At 66.7% G+C, this 19,017-nt stretch carries 16 protein-coding genes and 1 pseudogene; 10 read left to right on the top strand and 7 right to left on the bottom strand.

Translation table 11 applies throughout. The annotated features are described in order from the left end of the window. Positions 1-11: 11 nt before the first annotated feature. Both ASG43_RS19185 and ASG43_RS19190 read right to left on the bottom strand, forming a co-directional pair. Positions 12-1,148, bottom strand: a complete 1,137-nt coding sequence (locus ASG43_RS19185; protein ID WP_056508331.1) for an ABC transporter substrate-binding protein — start codon at positions 1,146-1,148, stop codon at positions 12-14. A 66-nt stretch (positions 1,149-1,214) separates the two neighbouring features. After that, complete coding sequence (locus ASG43_RS19190) at positions 1,215-2,879, bottom strand: AMP-binding protein (RefSeq protein ID WP_056508332.1); 1,665 nt, start codon at positions 2,877-2,879, stop codon at positions 1,215-1,217. Between the two features lie 213 nt (positions 2,880-3,092). Here ASG43_RS19190 and ASG43_RS19195 point away from each other — a divergent pair, with 213 nt between their 5' ends. From ASG43_RS19195 to ASG43_RS19230, 8 genes are all read left to right on the top strand, one after another. Next, entirely contained in the window at positions 3,093-3,617 is a 525-nt protein-coding gene (locus tag ASG43_RS19195) for a MarR family transcriptional regulator (RefSeq protein WP_056508335.1), read from the top strand. 130 nt (positions 3,618-3,747) lie between these two features. Beyond that, positions 3,748-6,057 (top strand): bifunctional salicylyl-CoA 5-hydroxylase/oxidoreductase, encoded by a 2,310-nt coding sequence (locus tag ASG43_RS19200; protein ID WP_056508337.1) that lies wholly within the window; start codon positions 3,748-3,750, stop codon positions 6,055-6,057. Continuing rightward, complete coding sequence (locus ASG43_RS19205; RefSeq protein ID WP_056508339.1) at positions 6,054-6,851, top strand: SDR family NAD(P)-dependent oxidoreductase; 798 nt, start codon at positions 6,054-6,056, stop codon at positions 6,849-6,851. Before ASG43_RS19200 ends, ASG43_RS19205 begins: the two co-directional genes overlap by 4 nt. 12 nt (positions 6,852-6,863) lie before the next feature. Next, positions 6,864-7,277, top strand: coding sequence for a thioesterase family protein (locus ASG43_RS19210; protein ID WP_056508341.1), 414 nt, complete (start codon positions 6,864-6,866; stop codon positions 7,275-7,277). Then, positions 7,274-7,672, top strand: a complete 399-nt coding sequence (locus ASG43_RS19215) for a RidA family protein (protein ID WP_056508343.1) — start codon at positions 7,274-7,276, stop codon at positions 7,670-7,672. The genes ASG43_RS19210 and ASG43_RS19215 overlap by 4 nt, the downstream gene beginning before the upstream one ends. A gap of 57 nt (positions 7,673-7,729) precedes the next feature. Continuing rightward, positions 7,730-8,182, top strand: a complete 453-nt coding sequence (locus tag ASG43_RS19220) for a cupin domain-containing protein (protein WP_056508344.1) — start codon at positions 7,730-7,732, stop codon at positions 8,180-8,182. After that, entirely contained in the window at positions 8,179-9,039 is an 861-nt protein-coding gene (locus ASG43_RS19225; RefSeq protein ID WP_056508346.1) for a fumarylacetoacetate hydrolase family protein, read from the top strand. The genes ASG43_RS19220 and ASG43_RS19225 overlap by 4 nt, the downstream gene beginning before the upstream one ends. Before the next feature lie 10 nt (positions 9,040-9,049). After that, positions 9,050-9,829: a glucose 1-dehydrogenase gene (locus ASG43_RS19230; RefSeq protein WP_056508348.1), complete on the top strand. Its 780-nt coding sequence runs from the start codon at positions 9,050-9,052 to the stop codon at positions 9,827-9,829. A 164-nt stretch (positions 9,830-9,993) separates the two neighbouring features. Here ASG43_RS19230 and ASG43_RS22370 read toward each other — a convergent pair whose 3' ends face one another. Then, complete coding sequence (locus ASG43_RS22370) at positions 9,994-10,992, bottom strand: patatin-like phospholipase family protein (RefSeq protein WP_056508350.1); 999 nt, start codon at positions 10,990-10,992, stop codon at positions 9,994-9,996. Next, positions 10,983-12,005, bottom strand: a complete 1,023-nt coding sequence (locus tag ASG43_RS19240) for an SDR family oxidoreductase (RefSeq protein WP_056508352.1) — start codon at positions 12,003-12,005, stop codon at positions 10,983-10,985. The genes ASG43_RS22370 and ASG43_RS19240 overlap by 10 nt, the downstream gene beginning before the upstream one ends. Before the next feature lie 382 nt (positions 12,006-12,387). On the opposite strand from ASG43_RS19240, the pseudogene ASG43_RS19245 reads away from it, so the two are divergent. Further along, positions 12,388-12,669 (top strand): annotated as a pseudogene (locus tag ASG43_RS19245) (response regulator); the annotation flags it as partial. Positions 12,670-12,696: 27 nt separating this feature from the next. On the opposite strand, the gene ASG43_RS19250 reads toward ASG43_RS19245, so the two are convergent. Together ASG43_RS19250 and ASG43_RS19255 are read right to left on the bottom strand one after the other, a co-directional pair. Further along, positions 12,697-13,074: a response regulator gene (locus ASG43_RS19250; protein WP_056508356.1), complete on the bottom strand. Its 378-nt coding sequence runs from the start codon at positions 13,072-13,074 to the stop codon at positions 12,697-12,699. Further along, on the bottom strand, positions 13,071-14,207 hold the full coding sequence (locus ASG43_RS19255) for a histidine kinase dimerization/phosphoacceptor domain -containing protein (protein ID WP_056508358.1): 1,137 nt from the start codon (positions 14,205-14,207) through the stop codon (positions 13,071-13,073). The genes ASG43_RS19250 and ASG43_RS19255 overlap by 4 nt, the downstream gene beginning before the upstream one ends. Positions 14,208-14,694: 487 nt before the next feature. Here ASG43_RS19255 and ASG43_RS19260 point away from each other — a divergent pair, with 487 nt between their 5' ends. Next, positions 14,695-15,876: a zinc-dependent alcohol dehydrogenase gene (locus ASG43_RS19260; protein ID WP_056508360.1), complete on the top strand. Its 1,182-nt coding sequence runs from the start codon at positions 14,695-14,697 to the stop codon at positions 15,874-15,876. Positions 15,877-16,010: 134 nt separating this feature from the next. Here the strand turns inward: ASG43_RS19260 and ASG43_RS19265 are convergent, their stop codons facing one another. Beyond that, positions 16,011-18,974: a response regulator gene (locus ASG43_RS19265; protein WP_056508362.1), complete on the bottom strand. Its 2,964-nt coding sequence runs from the start codon at positions 18,972-18,974 to the stop codon at positions 16,011-16,013. Between the last annotated feature and the right edge of the window lie 43 nt (positions 18,975-19,017).

Here is a 19,017-nt window from a genome sequence, read left to right on the forward strand (position 1 = left end):
GGCCTGCCCCGTCACATCTTGCATTCGGCGGCGTAGGCGTCGCCGTGATCGGCGAAGATCTTCTCGACGATGTGGTTGGTGAGGACGCCGTTCTCGTCGACGACCTCGGTCAGATAGATGTCCTGGATCGGGTGCTGGTTGGTGTTGAACGTGAACTTGCCGCGCGGCGACTGGATGTCGGCTTTCAGCATCGCCGCGCGGAACGCCTCCGTGTCGGAGGGCTCGGTGGTCTTGTGGGCGGACAGGATGAGCTGCGCGGCGTCGAAGGCCTGAACGGCGTAGAGCGAGGGGAGACGATCGTATTCGGCGAGGAAGGCCTCCACGAAGCTCTTGCTGGCGGCATTGTCGAGATTCTTCGCCCAATGGCCGGAGTTCTTGATGCCGAGGGCGGCCGGCCCGATGGCGCCGAGGACATCCTGGCTGAAGGAGAATCCGGGGCCCATGATTTCCACGGAAGAGCCGGACTGGGCGTACTGCTTCATGAAGGCGATGCCCATGCCGCCCGGCAGGAAGACGAAGGCGCCGTCCGCGCCGGACGCGCGGATCTGCGCGATTTCAGCGGCGTAGTCGGCCTGACCGACCTGGGTGTAGACCTCGCCCGCGATCTCGCCCTTGTAGTAACGCTTGAAGCCGGTGAGCGAATCCTTGCCCGCCGGGTAGTTCGGAGCCATGATGAACATCTTCTTCTTGTCGCGATTGGCGTATTCGCCCATCGCCTCATGCAGATTGTCGTTCTGGTAGGCGGCATTGAAGTAGAGCGGGTTGCAACCCTTGCCGGCGAGTGCCGCGGGCGCGGCGTTGGTGGAGACGTAGAACTTTTCCTGGGCGGTGACGGAGGGCGCGACGGCCATCAGGATGTTCGAGAAGACGATGCCGGTGAGAACGCCGACATCCTCGCTCTGGATCATCTTGTCGGCGATCTGCACGGCAAGCTCGGGCTTCTGCGCGTCGTCCTCGACCAGCACCTCGACATCCCCGGCGCCGGACTGCTTCACCGCGAGGAGGAAGCCGTCGCGCGTGTCGATGCCGAGCCCTGCGCCGGGCCCGGACAAGGTGGTGATCATGCCGATCTTCAACGTCTCGGCCGAGGCGGCCGAAAGGCCCGCCAGCAGGGTGAGGGCCGTCCAGGCGGCAACGGTCGTCTTCATCGGTTCGTCCTCATAGGTGCGGGAAATTCCAGGAGATCTCAGACGGAGTGAGGAGGACGGGCGTCCTCAGACCGGGCTCGTCATCGGCGCGGAGCCCAGCGGCGCTGCAGCGGCGGATGCGGCCGGTCGCAGGCGAAAGCGCTGGATCTTTCCCGATTCGGTTTTCGGTAGAGCGTCCACGAAGACGACCGAGCGCGGATACTTGTAGGGCGCGATCGTCGCCTTCACGTGGTCCTGCAGGGTCTTCGCCATGATCTCGTCTCCAACCATACCGGCGCCCAGCACGATATGGGCCTCGACGATGCAGCCGCGCGCTGTGTCGTCCCGTCCGATGACGGCGCATTCGCGCACCGCCGAATGCTTGAGCAGCGCGGCCTCCACCTCGGGGCCGGCGATGTTGTAACCCGCCGAAACGATCATGTCGTCGGTTCTCGCACAGAAATGGAAAACTCCGGCCTCGTCCTGGAAAAAGGCGTCGCCGGTGAGATTCCAGCCGTCCTTCACGACGTCGCGCTGGCGCGGATCGGCAAGGTAACGGCATCCGAGCGGGCCGCGCACGGCCAGGCGCCCGACCGTCCCGCGTGGCACCTCGTTCATCGCCTCATCGACGATGCGCGCCTCGTAGCCTCGGAGCGGGCGTCCCGTGCAGCCCGGAGCCGCCTCGCCGAGGCGGTTGGAGATGAAGATATGCAGCATCTCCGTGCCGCCGATCCCGTCGAGGATGGGTTTGCCGGTCCGGATCGTCCACTCCTCGAAGATCGGCGCCGGCAGGGTTTCTCCGGCCGACACCGCGATGCGAAGCGAGGCGAAGTCGGCCGCGTCGTCCGACGCCGCCAGCATCGCGCGATAGGCGGTCGGCGCGGTGAAGCAGACGGTCGCGCTCGTCTCCCGGATGAGCTCGACGAGCCTTTGCGGTCCGGCGTCCTCGACCAGAACGGCGGCAGCGCCGAAGCGCAGCGGGAAGATCGCGAGCCCTCCGAGGCCGAAGGTGAAGGCGAGCGGCGGCGAGCCGACGAAGACGTCGTCCGGCGTCACCTGTAACACTTCGCGCGCATAGGCGTCGGCGATGATCACGAGATCACGCTGGAAGTGCATCGTCGCCTTCGGCACGCCCGTCGAACCGGACGTGAAACCGAGAAGCGCGACGTCGTCGCGCCCGACCGGAGGCGGGTCGAAGGCGACGGGCTTGTTCAGCGCCAGCCGATCGAGTTCGGCATCGTGCGAAGCCGTGCCGTCGAAGGCGACGATCCGCTTGAGGAAGCGGCTGTCCGCGATCGCCTCGATCTCGGCGAGCAGGCGCGCGTCGCAGAGCGCGAACGCGATCTCGGCCTTGTCGATCACCGTCTCGAGCTCGCCCGTCCGCAGCATCGGCATGGTATTGACGGCGACGCCGCCGACCTTGGTGACGGCGAGCCAGACGGCGACCATGGCGGGATTGTTGCCGGAGCGGATCAGAACGCGGTTGCCGGGCTGGACGCCGAGATCGTCGACGAGCGCGTGGGCGAGCCGGTTCGTCCATTCGGCAAGCTCGCGATAGGTCCGCCGACGACCGTTCCCGATCAGGGCGACCCGCTCACCGAAGCCGCGCGCGACCATGCGATCGGTCAGTTCGGCCCCTGCGTTGAACCATTCGGGATAGGCGAAGTCGCCAAGGTCGATCGCCGGCCATTCATCGAAGGGCGGAAGGTTGTCACGGGCGAACGTGTCGGAATGTCCGCTGGGACCCAGCATGTCTCAGACCTCCTGCTCAAGGTCGTACGCCCGACGTCGAGGCGTCCACAAATTGAGCATCGCACCGCCCTGCCCTGCGAGCAAGCATGTTGTTTTAGGCCTATAATAATTTTTGGTCGTTGCCGCCGGGTTCGTCCTTGCACGAATTATAGCGAAGGCGGCATGTCCGACGCAGAGGGACGGACAGCCTCACGGGAACGAACGGGTGGACACATGCAGGGACCGGAACGCCAACCCCTCGACGCGGAATCGAAGGTGGACGAACACCCGCAGCTGCACCGGGACGAGCTTCGCCTGTGGCTGAGGCTTCTGACCTGCACCCATATGATCGAGGCGGAAATTCGAAGGCGCCTGCGGGACGGCTTCGACATGACGCTCCCCCGCTTCGATCTCATGGCGCAGCTCGAGCGCGCGAAGGACGGCATTCTTCTCGGCGAGCTATCGCGCCGCATGATGGTGACGAACGGCAATATCACGGGCCTCGTCGAACGGCTCGTCCAGGAGGGTCTCGTCAACCGCACGGTCGATCCCGAGGATCGGCGGGCCGCCCGTGTCAGCCTGACGGTGGAAGGGCGCGACGCCTTCGCGCGCATGGCCAAGGCGCATGGCGACTGGCTGGCCGAGATGATGGAAGGCTTCGATGGCCAGCGTCAGGGCGCGCTGTGGGCCGAGCTCGGCGAGTTGAAGGCCGCGGTCCGCACCGCGCTCGACACCGAGGCGGCCCCCAAGCCCGATTGAAGACGCCAGCCTCGGCAAAGGCCGCAACGCGGGAAGCGAGGCGAAAGCGCAGGCCAGGACGCGCCCGTCCTTGACAGCCTCTCCCCCCGAAAATACTTTAGATCTAAAGTATCTTCGGAGAGGGTTCGACATGCGCATCGTCTGCATCGGCGGCGGCCCGGCCGGGCTGTATTTCGCGCTCCTCATGAAGAGGAACCATCCCGAGCATTCGATCACGGTCGTCGAGCGAAACCTGCCCTACGACACGTTCGGCTGGGGCGTCGTCTTCTCGGACGCCACGCTCGCGGCCATGCGGCGCTGGGACCCGGAAAGCGCTGCCGAGATCGAGGATGCGTTCAATCATTGGGACGACATCGAGCTTCTGTTCGACGGCACGCGTCAGCGCACGACCGGCCACGGCTTCGTCGGCATCGGGCGCAAGAAGCTTCTGAACATCCTGCAGGCCCGCTGCGAGGCGCTGGGCGTCGAACTCCGCTTCCAGACGGAGGCCAAGGGCGACGGCGACCATCCCGAGGCCGATCTCGTGATCGCCTCGGACGGGTTCAACTCGGCCATCCGCCGCGCCTATGCCGACGTCTTCGAGCCCGATCTCGCCGTGCGGCCGAACCGCTTCGTGTGGCTCGGAACGAACAAGCTCTTCGACGCCTTCACCTTCGACTTCCGCAAGACGGCGCACGGCTGGTTCCAGGCCCACATCTACAAATTCGATTCGGAAACCTCGACCTTCATCGTCGAGACCACCGAGGCCGCCTACAAGGCACACGGCCTCGACCAGATGACCCAGGACGCGTCGATCGCCTTCTGCGAGAGCCTTTTCGCCGAGACGCTGGACGGCGCCTCCCTGCTCAGCAATGCGCGGCATCTGACCGGTTCGGCCTGGCTGAACTTCTCGCATCTCATCTGTGGCAAGTGGAGCCATTTCAACGGCCGCTCGCATGTGGTCCTGATGGGCGACGCCGCTCACACCGCGCATTTCGCCATCGGTTCGGGCACCAAGCTCGCTCTGGAAGACGCGATCGAACTGACGCGCCAGTTCAACGCTCACGGTCACGTCACGGCCGCGATCCCCGCCGTGCTCGCCGACTACGAAGCGATCCGCCGTGTCGACGTCGCGCGCATTCAGAACGCGGCGCGGAACGCGATGGAATGGTTCGAGGTGGTGGGGACGCGCTATGCCGACACCTTGCCGCCCGAGCAGTTCATGTATTCCATGCTGACGCGCTCGCAGCGCATCAGCCACGAGAACCTGCGTCTTCGCGATCCCAAATGGCTGGAGGGTTACGAGCGCTGGTTCGCCGCGCGTGCCGGCGTTCCGGCCGAGGACGGCGAACGCCCGCTGCCGCCGATGCTGACGCCGTTCGCCATCCGTGGCGTGACCCTCCCAAACCGCATCGTCGTCTCGCCCATGGCGATGTATTCGGCGACGGACGGCCTGATCGACGATTTCCACCTGGTGCATCTCGGCGCGCGCGCTGTCGGCGGGGCGGGGCTGGTGTTCGGCGAGATGACCTGCGTTTCGCCCGAGGCACGGATCACGCCGGGATGCCTCGGCCTTTGGAACGACGATCAGACGAAGGGCTGGAAGCGCCTCGCCGACTTCGTCCACGCCCATAGCGGGGCCAAGCTCGGCATCCAACTCGGCCATGCCGGGCGCAAGGGCGCGACGCGCCGTGCCTGGGATGGCATCGACGAGCCCTTGCAGTCCGGCGGCTGGCCGCTGCTGTCGGCCTCGGCCCTGCCCTATCTGCCCCATTCCGCTCTGCCGAAGGCGATGGACCGGGCCGACATGGACGCCGTCCTGTCCGAGTTCTCCGCCGCCACGCGCCGTGCGGCGCAAGCGGGCGTCGACTGGTTGGAACTGCACTGCGCCCACGGCTACCTTCTCTCCTCCTTCCTGTCGCCGCTGACCAACCGGCGGGAGGACGAGTACGGCGGCTCGCACGAGAACCGCGCGCGATACCCGCTGGCGATCTTCCGCGCGATCCGTGCCGTCTGGCCAGAGGACAGGCCGATCTCGGTGCGCCTGTCGGCCCATGACTGGACCGCGGGCGGCAACATGCCGGACGATGCGGCGATCTTCGCGGCGATGTTCAAGGCGGCCGGGGCCGACATGATCGACTGCTCGTCGGGCCAGGTCAGCAAGCAGGAGAAGCCGGTCTACGGCCGCCTGTTCCAGACACCCTTCTCCGACAAGATCCGCAACGAGGTCGGCATTGCGACGATCGCCGTCGGCGCGATCTCCGAGGCCGACCACGCCAATTCGATCATCGCCGCCGGCCGCGCGGACCTCTGCGCCATCGCCCGGCCGCACCTCGCCGACCCGGCCTGGGCCCTGCACGAGGCGGCCCGGATCGGCGTCCGGTCCCTGTCATGGCCGAAGCAATACGTCTCCGCCAAGCGCCAGTACGAAACCGGCCTCGAACGGGCCGCCGCCCAATGAGCGCCGTTCCGGCACCGCCGCTGCAAGGGCGCCATGCGCTCGTCACCGGCGCGGGCTCCGGCATCGGCGCGGCCATCGCGCAGGCTCTGGCGCGCGCCGGCGCGAACGTGACGCTTTGCGGCAGGCGCGAGGGGCCGTTGCGGGAGGTGGCGGCGCGGATCGGCGACGGGCGGAGCTTCGTCGCGTCCGGCTTCGACGTCACCGACCCCTCGGCCATCGCGTCGGGCCTCGACGCCGCGCGCGCCGTCTTCGGCCCCGTGTCGATCCTCGTCAACAATGCGGGCGAGGCGCCGAGCGCCTCCTTCGAGACGACGAGCGGCGCGCTTTGGTCGAGCGTGATCGCCACCGACCTCACCGGCGTCTTCAACGTCACGCAGGCGGCCCTGCCCGACATCCGAACCGCGGCCGAGGGCGGACGCATCATCAACATCGCGTCGACGGCCGGTCTCACCGGCTACGCCTACGTCTCGGCCTACTGCGCCGCCAAGCACGGCGTCGTCGGATTGACGCGGTCCCTCGCGCTGGAGCTCGCCAGGACCGGCATCACCGTCAACGCCGTCTGCCCCGGCTTTACCGACACGCCGATCGTGGCGCAGGCGGTGGAGAGGATCGCGGACAAGACCGGTCGCTCGCCCGCCGCAGCCCTCGCCGAACTCACCCGCGCCAATCCGCAAGGCCGCCTCGTCGATCCCGCCGAGGTCGCCGATGCCGTGCTCTGGCTCGCCCGCCCTTCCGCCTCCGCCATCACGGGCCAGGCCATCGCCGTCGCCGGCGGCGAGATCATGGCCGGATAACAGGACACGCTCATGCCCTTCACGCATTCCAAACCCCTGCGCTTCGGCGATTGCGACCTCACCGGCATCGCCTATCACCCCGCCTATTTCTCCATGCTCGTCGATGTGAACGAGGCCATGTTCGCCTCCTTCGGCGTCACCTGGAAGGCGCTGATGTTCGAACGGCGGATCGGCTTGCCGACGGTGACGATGAATGTCGAGTTCAAGCGCCCGTCGACCTATGGCGACGTCCTCGACTTCGCGGTTCACGTGCGCGCGATCGGCCGAAGCTCGCTGGATCTGGAGACGATCGTGACCGTGCGCGGCGAGATCATCTGGACCATCCGCCAGCGCATCGTCGCGACCTCGCTCGACGGCCACACGTCCACGCCTTGGCCGGACGACGTGCGCGCCGGCCTCGCCCTTTATCGGGAGCTCGCGGCATGACCCATCAGATCGTTCAGCCCGACGGCTGGGCCAAGCCCGTCGGCTATTCGAACGGCATCCGCGCCAAGGGGACGTTCGTCCAGGTCGGTGGACAGATCGGCTGGGACGAGAAGGGCGAGTTCCAGTCCGACGATTTCGTGGGTCAGGTCGAGCAGGCGTTGAAGAACGTCGCAGCGGTGCTGCGCACCGCCGGAGCGGCGCCCGGGCACATCGTCCAGATGACCTGGTACTTCACCGATCGGGACGCCTATCGCGGCAGCCTGAAGGAGATCGGTGAGGTCTATCGCGCCGTGATCGGCCGGCACTTCCCGCCCATGGCCGCGGTGCAGGTCGTCGCCTTGATGGAGGATCGCGCCAAGGTCGAGATCGTCGCGACGGCAATCATTCCCGACTGAGACGCCCGCTCCGCAAGCCCCGCCCCCGGCCACCGACACCTTCAGGGAGAGACACCGATGCCGTCCGACATAAGGCCCATCGTCACACGCAGGAACGAGGAGCATGGCGCAACCGGGCAGTCCGGCGGGGCCGTGCGCGTTTCCGGCGTCAGCCCGCAGCACACGCCGGCCACCCGGATCTGGTTCGGCAAGGTCTCGAACGAGCCGGGCTACCGCTCGCTGCCCCACCATCACGGCGAGGCCGAGACCGGCGGCTACGTGCTGAAGGGCAAGGGCCGCATCTATTGGGGAACGGCCTACGAAGAGTTCATCGACATGAGCGAGGGCGATTTTGTCTTCGTGCCGCCCTTCATGCCGCATGTCGAGGTGAACATGTCGACCAGCGAGGAGCTCGTCTGGCTGACGGCGCGCACGCCCGACAATGTCGTCGTCAATCTCGAGGACGTCGCCGACGAGATCCTCGCCGGCTACGTGCCGCCGTCGGGCAAGGCCAGGGCGGAAATCGCATGAAGCTGCTTCGTTTCGGCGAGGCCGGCAGCGAGCGGCCGGGCATTCTGGATGCCGATGGCGCGGTGCGCGATCTGTCCGCTGTCCTGCCCGACCTCAGCGGCGCTGCGCTGTCGCCCGCCTCGCTGCAGCGTCTATCCGCCCTCGATCTCGCGAGCCTTCCCCTCGCCCCAAGGGACGCGCGGATCGGACCCTGCATCGCCCGGCCGGGCAAGTTCATCTGCATCGGCCTCAACGACGCCGACCACGCCCGAGAGACCGGCAAGGCGCCGCCCGAAGAGCCCATCGTCTTCATGAAGGCGACGAGCGCCGTCATCGGACCGAACGACGACGTCGAAATCCCGCTTGGGTCGGTCAAGACCGACTGGGAGGTCGAACTCGGCGTCGTCATCGGCAGCGTCGCGAAATATGTCGAGGAGGACGCGGCGCTGGCTCATGTCGCCGGCTATTGCGTCGTCAACGACGTCTCGGAACGCGCTTTCCAATCCGAGCGCGGCGGCCAGTGGACCAAGGGCAAGAGCCACGACACATTCGGACCGATCGGCCCCTGGCTGGTGACGCGCGACGAGGTGCCGGACCCCCAGGCGCTCGACCTCTGGCTGGATGTCGACGGGCGCCGCCGCCAGACCGGCACCACGCGCACCATGATCTTCGGAGTGGCTCGGCTCGTTTCCTATCTCAGCCAGTTCATGACGCTGGAGCCCGGCGACATCATCGCCACCGGAACGCCGCCCGGCGTCGGCCTCGGGCTGAAGCCACCGGTCTTCCTGACATCCGGGCAGGAGATGCGGCTCGGCATCGCCGGCCTCGGCGAGCAGCGCCAGCGCACGGTCGACGCGCGGCCAAGAGGCGTCTCATGAGGAGGATGGCATGACGAAGCGGCTCGACGGACGGGTGGCGCTGATCACGGGCGGCGGACGCGGTCAGGGCGCGGCGGAGGCCAGGCTTCTCGCCCGCGAAGGCGCTGCGGTGCTCATCGCCGATGTGCTCGTCGCCGAGGGCGAAGCGCTGGCCGCCGATCTCTCGGCGCAAGGGCTCGAGGCTCGGTTCGTCGCGCTCGACGTGACCGACCCGGCGGATTGGGAGACGGCCGTCGGAACCTGCCGTGCGTGGAAGGGCCGGCTCGACATCCTCGTCAACAATGCCGGCATCATCAACCGCTCGACGATCGCCGGCACCGACCTTGGCGCCTGGGAGCGAGTCCTTCGCGTCAATCTAACAGGCGCCTTTCTCGGCATCCGGGCAGCGGCGGGTCTGATGGTGGAGACGGGCGGCGGGTCGATCGTCAACATCTCGTCGAACAGCGCGTTCTCCGGCCATTCCGATCCCGCCTACACCGCCAGCAAATGGGGGCTTCGCGGGCTCACCCGATCGGCTGCGATGGAGTTCGCCGACGCGAACATCCGCGTCAACGCCATCTGTCCCGGTCTGGTCGTCACCGAGCTCAACAAGGACAGCCCGCATCTCCAGCCGATGATCGAGATGACGCCGATGCGCCGCAGCGGCACGCCGGAGGAGATCGCCGAACTCGTCCTCTTTCTCGCCTCCGACGCTTCGAGCTTCATGACGGGCGAGGATTTCGTGATCGACGGCGGCTTCACCGCGGGCGCCGCCTATCGGCGCGTCGCCAGGGAGACCGGCATCTTCTGACAGCGCAGACCGATGCCTCGTGCCGAAGCGCGATGAAGAACCGGTTGGAGCCGGCCGGGTCGCGATCCCCTTGGGATGGCTGACAGCCGGCCTTGCAGCGGGGCCTGTCGATCGGAGCCTTCAGCGACGCGGCACCCCGGCATGGAGGTCGTGACGATGGTGGATCACGCTGGATGGACGGAGAAGCCGGCCGTTCGCAAGGAGAGGTCTCCGCATTCCATCGACCTCAAAAGCCTCGCGGCCTGGCTGTGGCCCGTGCGCGTCCTCGCTTCGACCGTCGCAGCCGAGAAGTCCAGAGCCTTGCCGAGGATCTCGTCCTCCTGCGCCGTGTAGGTCAGCTGCACGAAGGTGATGCCGGGCCCTGCATAGCCAGCGTAGGCCTCACGCCACCGGGTCAGCGAGCGACGCGACTGCGCCGCGAACATGAGGTCCTGCATGCGGCTCCCCGCCTCGCCGATCGTGCGGGGCAGCGCCTGCGCCAGCGGAAGAAGGTCCACCGCGATGCAGAGCGTCGGCCGGGCTGGCGGGACGACGAAGAACGGGTCCAGCGCAAGATTCGCCGAGACGCCGCCGTCGACGAAACCGCGTCCGTCGATCTCCACGGGCGGGAAGAGGACGGGAAGTGCCGCGCTGGCGCGCACATGGTCAGCACCGACCCGCCGCTCCCTCGTGTCGAACGCGACGTCCTCGCCTGTTTTGAGATCGACAGCGGTCGCGGTGTAGCGGCAGGCTCCGTCGTTGAGGCGGTCGAAGTCGACCCTCGCCAGGAGCGATCTCCGCAGTTCCTCGGTCTCATAGATCGAAGGGCCGGCAGCGCCGGACAGGATCGGGCCGAAGATGCCGGGGCGCCCGGCAGCCATCGTCCAGTTGGCGGCAGCCGTCCGGCGCAGGGTGTCGGAGGCGAAAGGCCAGAAGGATCCGCCATCGAAGGGTGCTCGCCAGAAGGCTCGAAGGGCCTCGACGCGGTTCTCAAACGTCGATCCCGCGATCAACGCGCCGTTGATGGCGCCGATCGAGGTTCCGACGATCCAGTCGGGCTCGAGTCCCGCCTCGTGGAGAGCTTGGTAGACGCCGGCTTGGAAGGCCCCGAGGGCGTTGCCGCCGCTGAGGATCAGGACGAGGTCGGCGTCTCGTCCCAGCAACGTGTCCCGGGTCAGCGCCACGGACGACGCTTTCTGGATCCCGTCGCGAGGCGAGCGAGGACCGCGCCTGCGGCGGCCACCGCAAGGCCGAGCGCGGCCGGCGGCACCTTCTGGATCTGCAAGGCCAAGCTGCTTCGTCGTGCCGCCACCCTCTGGCTTCCCCGGACGGCGCCGGGGCGGTGTTCGTAGAGGTTGTCGCGACGTTCGGGATCGCCCGGATCGTCCGACATCTGCTGCATGCGCGTTCCGAGCACCTCCATCGCTAGATCGGTTGCCCGAGGCGCCAGGACGGACATCGCCGACCCGAAGGGGCCGAAGCCGCCCGCGTAGAGTTGGCGTCGCCGATGGGTGCAGGCGAAGAGCACGGCGTCCGCTACGACGCTGGGATGGTAGAGCGGCGGCGGAAGGCGCGGCGGTGCGTCCATGAAGTTGCGCGCGTGTTCGGGAAACGGCGTGTCGATGGCCGCGGGCTTGACCAGGGTCACCGAGATGTCGGAGCCCTCGCGCTCGAGCTCTATGCGCAGCGTGTCGGTCAGCGCTTGAACCGCATGCTTCGTCGCACAATAGGGACCCTGTTGAAGGATCGCCCGGTCGGACAGCATCGAGCCGACATTGACGATGGTGCCGCCGCCGCGCGAGCGAAGGTGGCGTGCCGCGGCCAGCGAGCCGTAGAGAGTGCCGAAGTAGTTGACGTCGAAGACGCGCCGGTGGTCTTCGACGGGGACCTGCTCCAGCGTGCCGTAGGTGCCCGTGCCCGCGTTGTTGACCCAGGCGTCGAAGCCTCCGAAGGCCTCGACCGCCGTCGCCACGATCCGCTCGGCGGCGCCCTCGTCGGCGACGTCCGCCGTGCAGGTGGCGACGCGTCCGCCGGCCGAGGACAAGCGGCTCCGGATCTCACCCAATGCCGTCTCGCTGCGGGCCACGAGGACGACCGCCGCGCCGCCGCGAACGGCCGCCTCGGCGATGGCCAGCCCGTTGCCGCTCGTGGCTCCGGTGACGACGATGACCTGCTCTCGAATGGGCTTCTGTCTCATGCCGCGCGCCTCTCCCGTCGGCCCAGCCTGGCGCGACAGGCAAGCAACGGGTGCGGCGCGACATCGATCCGACGCATTGTGTCGCTGCGACGGCAAAGACCGGTCGGTGCTGGCTCGCACTGCGCGACCACTCCGGCGTTGAACCCGAACCGGACTGGGGCCTTCGAAGCCCGCGCGCGGGCCGATCCCAACCGGCAGATGCCACGCCCATGGCACGTCCGACACCACGGTTCGAGACGAGCGGCAAGGCGGAGATGACGGTCCAGCGCTGCGTGCAGGAGCACGGGATCGAGCAGGCGGACGTTTTCGTCGCCGCCGCGAGGACCTCGTTGCCTCAAGCGCCTCCGGACCGGCCGCCGCGATCCGCAGGTCCGTTCTGGTCGTCGAGGCCGCCGACGGGCCCAAGGCGATGGCGATCATCCGGTCCAATGTGAAGATCGACCGCCTCGTCACCGACGTCGGGCTCCCCAACGGCATGAACGGTCGTCAGGTCGCAGACGCCGCGCGTGAGCTCCGCCAGGGATTGAAGGTGCTGTTCGTGACGGGATACGCCGAGAGCGCCATCCTCAGCCAGGGCCATCTCGGCCCCGACATGGAGGTGGTCACCAAGCCTTTCCAGATGGAAGCCGTCACCGAACGCATCCGGTCCCTGATCGAGGGGTGAGCGCACCCTCTCTTGGCGCAGGCGCCGTCATGCGGCCGCGGCCGACACGGAGGCCAACGCTTTCAGGACCTCGCGCTGGGAAAACGGCTTGCCGACAAACCCGGCCGGCCGCCATTCCAGCGCCAGCGCCTGCATCTTGTCGTCGATGTTGCCGCTGACGAAGAGGGATGGGATGTTCCAGCGCTGTCGCAGGATCTTGGCCGTCTCGACGCCGTTCGTCCCGCGGGCGAGATGGACATCCATGATGGCGATGTCGATCCGGTCGCCGAGCTTCTCGCACGTCGCGATCGCCTGGTGCATGTCGACCGCGTTCCCGACGACGTGGTAGCCGGCCTCGACCAGGATGTCCTCGAGATCCAGGGCCAGCAGCATCTCGTCTTCGACGATGAGGACGCGCAGGGTCATGCAGGCTCCTCGCGGGAGAAGACGAGCGAGACGGTGAAGCCCGCCTGCGTCGCGGACCGGTCGACGGCCGCTTCCAGCTGCCCCGCCATGGTGGCGACGAGCCGCGTGCCGAGACCTCCGCCAGACTCTTCCTTGTTCAACATGCCGACCCCTTCGTCGGCGACCGTCAATTCGAGCATCTCGCCGTCCCTCTTCACGAGAGAAAGGACGATCGGGCCAGGACGATCCTCGGGATAGGCATATTTTAGACAGTTGGTTACGAGTTCGTTCACGATGATCGCCAGCGAAATCGCCCGTTCCGTTCTCATCCGGACGTCGTCGACCTCCACCTTCATGCGGTTCCGCATCTCCTGCGTCACGGCAAGGTCGTCCGCGAGCCCTTCGAGATAGGTCTTCATCTCGACCACGAGAGGATTGTCCGACTTGTAGAGCCGCTCGTGCACCGACGTGATCGCCCGGACGCGGCTGATGGCCTGCTCGAAGGCCGCCTTCGTCGCGGGGTCCTTGATCCGTCGGCTCTGCAGGCTCAAGGCACTGACGACGAGCTGGAGGCTGTTCTTGACGCGGTGGTTCACCTCCGCGAGCAGGACGTCCTTCTCCGCCAACAGCGTTTCCCGGGCGGCGAGCGCTTCGGACAGGTCCCGCTCCCGCTCCAGCAACCGCCTCTGTGACGTCACGAGACCGGTCGTCTCGACGCAGGGGCAGAAGATGCCGACGACGCTTCCATCGGGATCGCGCACGGGCGTGTAGGAGAACGAGAAGTGCGTCTCCTCCGGGAACCCCTTGCGGTGCATCAAAAGCTCGATGTCGCTCATGAAGACGGACTCGCCTCCCATGGCCTGGGCGACGATCGGCTCCAGATCCGTCCGGATCTCGTGCCAGACCTCGAAGAAGGGCATCCCCAGCGCCGCAGGGTGCTTCGATGCCAGGATCTCGGCATAGCCGTCGTTGTAGATGATGCGGTGCTCGTCGCCCCAGATCACGAACATCGGCTGATGCGAGCCCATCATGATGCTGAGCAGGAGCTTCAGCCCCTCCGGCCATGCGTCCGTCGATCCAAGGGGGGTCGATGACCAGTCATGTCCACGAACGAGCGCGGCCATCTGCTGGCCGCTGGCATCAACACGCTTCATGCGCTGCTCCAAGGATGCGGACGGCCCCGTCTGATCTCGGGATGGCACGCTGAAAGACCCTTTGGCAAACAGGAACTTCAGTCCAGCGACATCCCCCCGGATCCCTCGGATCGACCTGCAATGAAAACGCTGTGCCGGAATCGTCGCCTCGGCCGCATGTCCCGTGGTCCTGACGGCTCTCGTTCTGCCGCGTGAAAGGCGTATCGGCAGCTCTCGGCATTCGCCGTGCGAACGCCGAGAGCCGTCTCACCGCCGATGTCGCACACACCTGGCGCCATCGCGAAGGGGCCGGAGGCCGCCCGGTTGCTCGGAGATCGATCGGGCGAAGACGGCGAAGACCGGGGCGAGCCGCAACGGCGACGTCATGACGTCGGCCCGTCCGCGGGGCGAAACCGGTAGGCGACTGACGGCTCCGTGGCGAACGCGTCGGACCCTTCGGCGACGGCATCGGTTGTAGAGCCATCCAACGGCTGCAAGGACGATCCCCATGAAGGCACTGACATGGCACGGCAAAGGCGACATCCGCTGCGAAAGCGTTCCCGATCCCAAGATCGAGGATGACCGCGATGTCGTCATCAAGGTGACGGCCTGTGCCATCTGCGGCTCGGACCTGCACCTGATGGGCGGCTTCATGCCGACCATGGAGCATGGCGACATTCTCGGCCACGAGACCATGGGCGAGGTGATGGAGGTCGGTCGTGGCGCCGCTTCGAAGCTGAAGGTCGGCGACCGGATCGTGGTGCCGTTCACGATCTGCTGCGGCGAATGCCGTCAGTGCAAGTGGGGCAACTGGAGCTGCTGCGAACGCACCAATCCCAACGGCAAGATGCAGGCGGAAACCTTCGGCTATCCGCTCGCCGGGCTTTACGGCTTCTCGCACATCACGGGCGGCTTTTCCGGCGGGCAGGCCGAATACCTGCGGGTTCCCTATGCCGACGTCAATCCGATCGTCGTGCCGGAGGGCCTGGAGGACGAGCAGGTCCTGTTTCTTTCGGATATCTTCCCGACGGCCTACATGGCGGCCGAAAATTGCGGGCTGAAGGGTGGCGAGACCGTCGCCATCTGGGGCTGCGGCCCTGTCGGCATCCTCGCCATCAAGTCCTGCTTCCTGTTGGGCGCAGAGCGCGTCATCGCGATCGACACGGTTCCCGAGCGCCTTGCGCTCGCCCGCCAGGCGGGGGCGGAAACCATCGATTTCGGCGAGCAGCAGGTCCAGGACACGCTGATGGAAATGACGGGCGGCCAAGGTCCCGATGCCGTCATCGAGGCGGTGGGAATGGAGGCTCACGGCGCCGATACGATGGCGCAGAAGGTCTCGTCCGCGGTCATGGCGGCGACGGTGAGCATGGAGCGGCCCTTCGCGTTCAACCAGGCCGTGCTGGCGTGCCGCCCGGGCGGAACGGTGTCGATGCCGGGTGTTTATGCGGGGCCGAACGGACCTGTCGCATTGGGTGTTCTGATGAACAAGGGACTGACGCTGAAGACCGGCCAGACGCACATGCTGCGCTACATGAAGCCACTCCTCGAGCGGATCGAGCGGGGCGAGATCGACCCGTCCTTCATCATCAGCCACCGGTCAACCAATCTAGAAGACGGTCCGGAGCTCTACAAGACGTTCCGGGACAAGCAGGATGGCTGCACGAAGGTCGTGTTCAAGCCGCACGGCTGATGTCGCGACGCCGAGGGATGTCCATGGCAGCCCTCGGCCTCTCTTCTCGCTGCGGCCGTCGGCGGCGCTGTGCCATCGGGCTGCATCGTCCGGGCCCCGTTTTTCAACGGCGGCGGTTTCGCCGCCGATCCAAGTCATGCGTCGCGCGATGCCGAGCGCGTGGCAGCCGCGGGCTCGTCGGGTCGATCGCTCTCGTTCTGCGGCGCTCCGACCGGCAAGACGCCTCGAATACGCCCGGAAAGCTGTCGCAGAGACACTTCGGTTTTCGACAGAACGAGATCGGCCGAGGCCTTGAGCGCGTCGCGCTCGTCCTTGGTCAGATCCATCGAGGACAGGACGACGACGGGAATCTCGACCCAAGCGGGCCGTGCCCGCAATTCCTGCAGGAAGTCGAAGCCATCCATCACCGGCATGTTCAGATCGAGCAGGATGAGGTCCGGACGGCGCTCCTCCACGCGCTGAAGACCAAGGCGACCATTCGTGGCCGATGCGAACTCGAAGCCGAGCCTGCGCAGCATGACGGCATACCGGCCGAGCGTATCCTCGTCGTCGTCGACCGCCAGGACCAGGCCGCCCGGCGGCTCGCGGAAGCGGTCCATGACATCCTTCAGCTTCTCCCATTCGACCGGCTTCACGAGATAGTCCGTCGCGCCGAGCGCATAGCCGAGGCGCTTCTCGTCGAGGCTGGAGATCATCACGACGGGAACGTTGGCGAGAACGGGATCCGCCTTCAGTTCCGCCAGGACCGACCAGCCGTCCTTCTTCGGCATGGTCACGTCGAGTAGGATCACGTCGGGCAAGACGGCGCGGGCCATTTCCAGTCCGGCCACGCCATCGGATGCGGTGCGGACCGCGAATCCCTCCTTGGTCAGGAAGCGCGTGACGAGATCGCGGGCATGCGGATCGTCGTCGATCGCCAGCACGGTTCCGGCATGTCCCGGCGAGACGGGATCCGTGCCGGTGGTCTCGATCAACTGCTCCTCCGTTTCCGCAACCGCGGGGATGCGGATGGTGAAGGTCGTGCCCTCCCCTTCGACGCTGGTGACGCCGATGTCGCCGCCGAGCAGACGACAAAAGGCGCGGGTGATGGCGAGACCGAGCCCCGTTCCGCCGAACTTCCGGGTGGTGGTCTCATCGGCCTGCGCGAAGCGCTCGAACAAGCGTTCGACCTGTTCGGAGGTCATGCCGATGCCGCTGTCGGTCACCGCCAAGGTGATCCAGTCCTGCGTTCCATGGGACGCACGATGCGCCGACAGCGTGATCGTGCCGTTCTCGGTGAACTTCGAGGCGTTGGACAGAAGGTTCAGGAGGCACTGCCGGATCTTGACCTGATCGCTGTGCATCTCGCCGAGCGTTCCGTCGTGCTCGACGATGAGCCGGTTGCGCTTCTTCGAGATCAGGGAGCCGACCGTCGAGGCCACGTCCTCGAGCACGGCTGCGAGGTCGAAGGTCTCGGCATAGAGATCCATCCGCTCCGCCTCGATCTTCGACAGGTCGAGAACGTCGTTGATGAGGCTGAGGAGGTGGCGGGCGTTGCCCTCGATCTTCTTCAGATCCGGCAGAAGGTGGGTCTGCCCGAGATCCTCGACCTCCTCCTCGAGCATCTCGGCATAGCCGATGACGGCCGAGAGCGGCGTGCGCAACTCGTGGCTCATATTGGCGATGAACTGGCTCTTGGCGCGGTTGGCATTCTCGGCGACTTCCTTCGCCGCCAGGAATTCCTCCTCCAGAGCCCGTTGTGTGGTGACGTCCGTGTTGGTGCCGAACCACCGCAGAACGACGCCGTTCTCGTCTCGGATGGGAACGGCCTGCGTCAGGAACCAACGGAACGAGCCGTCGGCCGCCTTGAGGGGAAACGTATCTTCCCAGGGCTCCCCTTCCGCCACGGCGACCCGGTATCCCTGATCGACGCGGTCGGCATGTTCGGGGCTGATGACTTGCGACCAGCCATTCACCTTCATGTCGGCCGGCGTCGCGCCGGTGTAGTCGAACCAACGGCGATTGTGCCAGAAGATCTCGCCGCTCGGGCGCGCCATCCAGGCGAGTTGCGGAATGTTGTCGGCGATCGCCGTCAACTGGCGGCTGGCTTCGCTGAGCTGCGCCGCGGTTCGCAGCCGCTCGGTCGTATCAAGAACGAAGAGACCGGCCCCGCCGGGCGCCGAATAGGTGCCGGAGGTCGGAAAAGCCGAGACGACGCCTTGCCGTTCACCGGCGTCGCCGAAGGCGAATTCCCGTTCGGCGATCGTCACCCTCTGTGCCAGCACCCGATCGAGGATCGGAGTGAACCAGTTCGCCTGACGCGTCTGGAGGGACATGTCCGAAGCCGCGACTCCCGTCACCTCCAGATAGGCATCGTTCGAATGCAGGAGACGGCCCTCCCGATCGAAGAAGGCGATGCCGACCGGTGCGGCCGCCATCAGGTCGCTGAGGAGATCGGCTCCGGCGCGGATCTGCTTCTGGCGACGAAAGGCGAGGTAAGCGAGATACGAGGCGGCGGCCGCGGCGGGGACAAGGATCGCAAGCTGAAGCCAGGATAGGACTTTCTCCGCCCGTGCGTTCGAGGAGATCACCGCGGTGGAGGCCCGTCGCAGGGACGTGGCCTCGTCTCGCAGCTCGTCCATCATCCGTTTCCCGTCCCCGCTGGCCACAAGCGCGGCCGCCGGTTCCAAGCCGGCAGAGGAGCGCAGCGCGACGACCTCGTCGATGAAGGCCATTTCCTGACTGGCCAGATCGTTGATGATCTCGGCCTGCTCTCCGTCGACGCGCGCCGTTCCCGATACCTGCGCGAAGGCGTCGAGATCCGCAGCGAAACTCGCCGCCGCCGTTCGATAGGGATCGAGGAACGTGTCCGCTCCCGTCAGCACGTAGCCGCGCATGCTGCTCTGCGCCGTGGTCACGGTCGACAGCACCTCCGCGAGCGCCGTGTTCAGGGTCGACTGGGTATCGGAGGAGATCGACCGAGAATGGCTCGCCCACAGGCTCCAGGCAAAGACGGGAACGAGCACCGCCAAAGCACCCGCGCTGAGGCTGAAGCCCGGCAGTCGGTTGCGCATTCCACGCGCTCGACCCCGGGCCGCGCCGATGATGTTCATCGCCATGGGGAACGTCCTGCCCTGTGAGGGATGGCCACGACGAGGCAAG

Origin of the sequence: Aureimonas sp. Leaf454 (genome assembly GCF_001424685.1) — a bacterium.
GTDB lineage: Bacteria > Pseudomonadota > Alphaproteobacteria > Rhizobiales > Rhizobiaceae > Plantimonas.

Excerpts from the sequence above, each read along its gene's own strand:
- ASG43_RS19240 (WP_056508352.1), bottom strand. The coding sequence starts at position 12,005 with ATGAGACAGAAGCCCATTCGAGAGCAGGTCATCGTCGTCACCGGAGCC.
- ASG43_RS19260 (WP_056508360.1), top strand. The coding sequence starts at position 14,695 with ATGAAGGCACTGACATGGCACGGCAAAGGCGACATCCGCTGCGAAAGC.
- ASG43_RS19265 (WP_056508362.1), bottom strand. The coding sequence starts at position 18,974 with ATGGCGATGAACATCATCGGCGCGGCCCGGGGTCGAGCGCGTGGAATG.
- ASG43_RS19250 (WP_056508356.1), bottom strand. The coding sequence starts at position 13,074 with ATGACCCTGCGCGTCCTCATCGTCGAAGACGAGATGCTGCTGGCCCTG.
- ASG43_RS19200 (WP_056508337.1), top strand. The coding sequence starts at position 3,748 with ATGCGCATCGTCTGCATCGGCGGCGGCCCGGCCGGGCTGTATTTCGCG.
- ASG43_RS19225 (WP_056508346.1), top strand. The coding sequence starts at position 8,179 with ATGAAGCTGCTTCGTTTCGGCGAGGCCGGCAGCGAGCGGCCGGGCATT.
- ASG43_RS19195 (WP_056508335.1), top strand. The coding sequence starts at position 3,093 with ATGCAGGGACCGGAACGCCAACCCCTCGACGCGGAATCGAAGGTGGAC.
- ASG43_RS19210 (WP_056508341.1), top strand. The coding sequence starts at position 6,864 with ATGCCCTTCACGCATTCCAAACCCCTGCGCTTCGGCGATTGCGACCTC.
- ASG43_RS19230 (WP_056508348.1), top strand. The coding sequence starts at position 9,050 with ATGACGAAGCGGCTCGACGGACGGGTGGCGCTGATCACGGGCGGCGGA.
- ASG43_RS19185 (WP_056508331.1), bottom strand. The coding sequence starts at position 1,148 with ATGAAGACGACCGTTGCCGCCTGGACGGCCCTCACCCTGCTGGCGGGC.
- ASG43_RS19190 (WP_056508332.1), bottom strand. The coding sequence starts at position 2,879 with ATGCTGGGTCCCAGCGGACATTCCGACACGTTCGCCCGTGACAACCTT.
- ASG43_RS19255 (WP_056508358.1), bottom strand. The coding sequence starts at position 14,207 with ATGAAGCGTGTTGATGCCAGCGGCCAGCAGATGGCCGCGCTCGTTCGT.
- ASG43_RS19220 (WP_056508344.1), top strand. The coding sequence starts at position 7,730 with ATGCCGTCCGACATAAGGCCCATCGTCACACGCAGGAACGAGGAGCAT.
- ASG43_RS19205 (WP_056508339.1), top strand. The coding sequence starts at position 6,054 with ATGAGCGCCGTTCCGGCACCGCCGCTGCAAGGGCGCCATGCGCTCGTC.
- ASG43_RS19215 (WP_056508343.1), top strand. The coding sequence starts at position 7,274 with ATGACCCATCAGATCGTTCAGCCCGACGGCTGGGCCAAGCCCGTCGGC.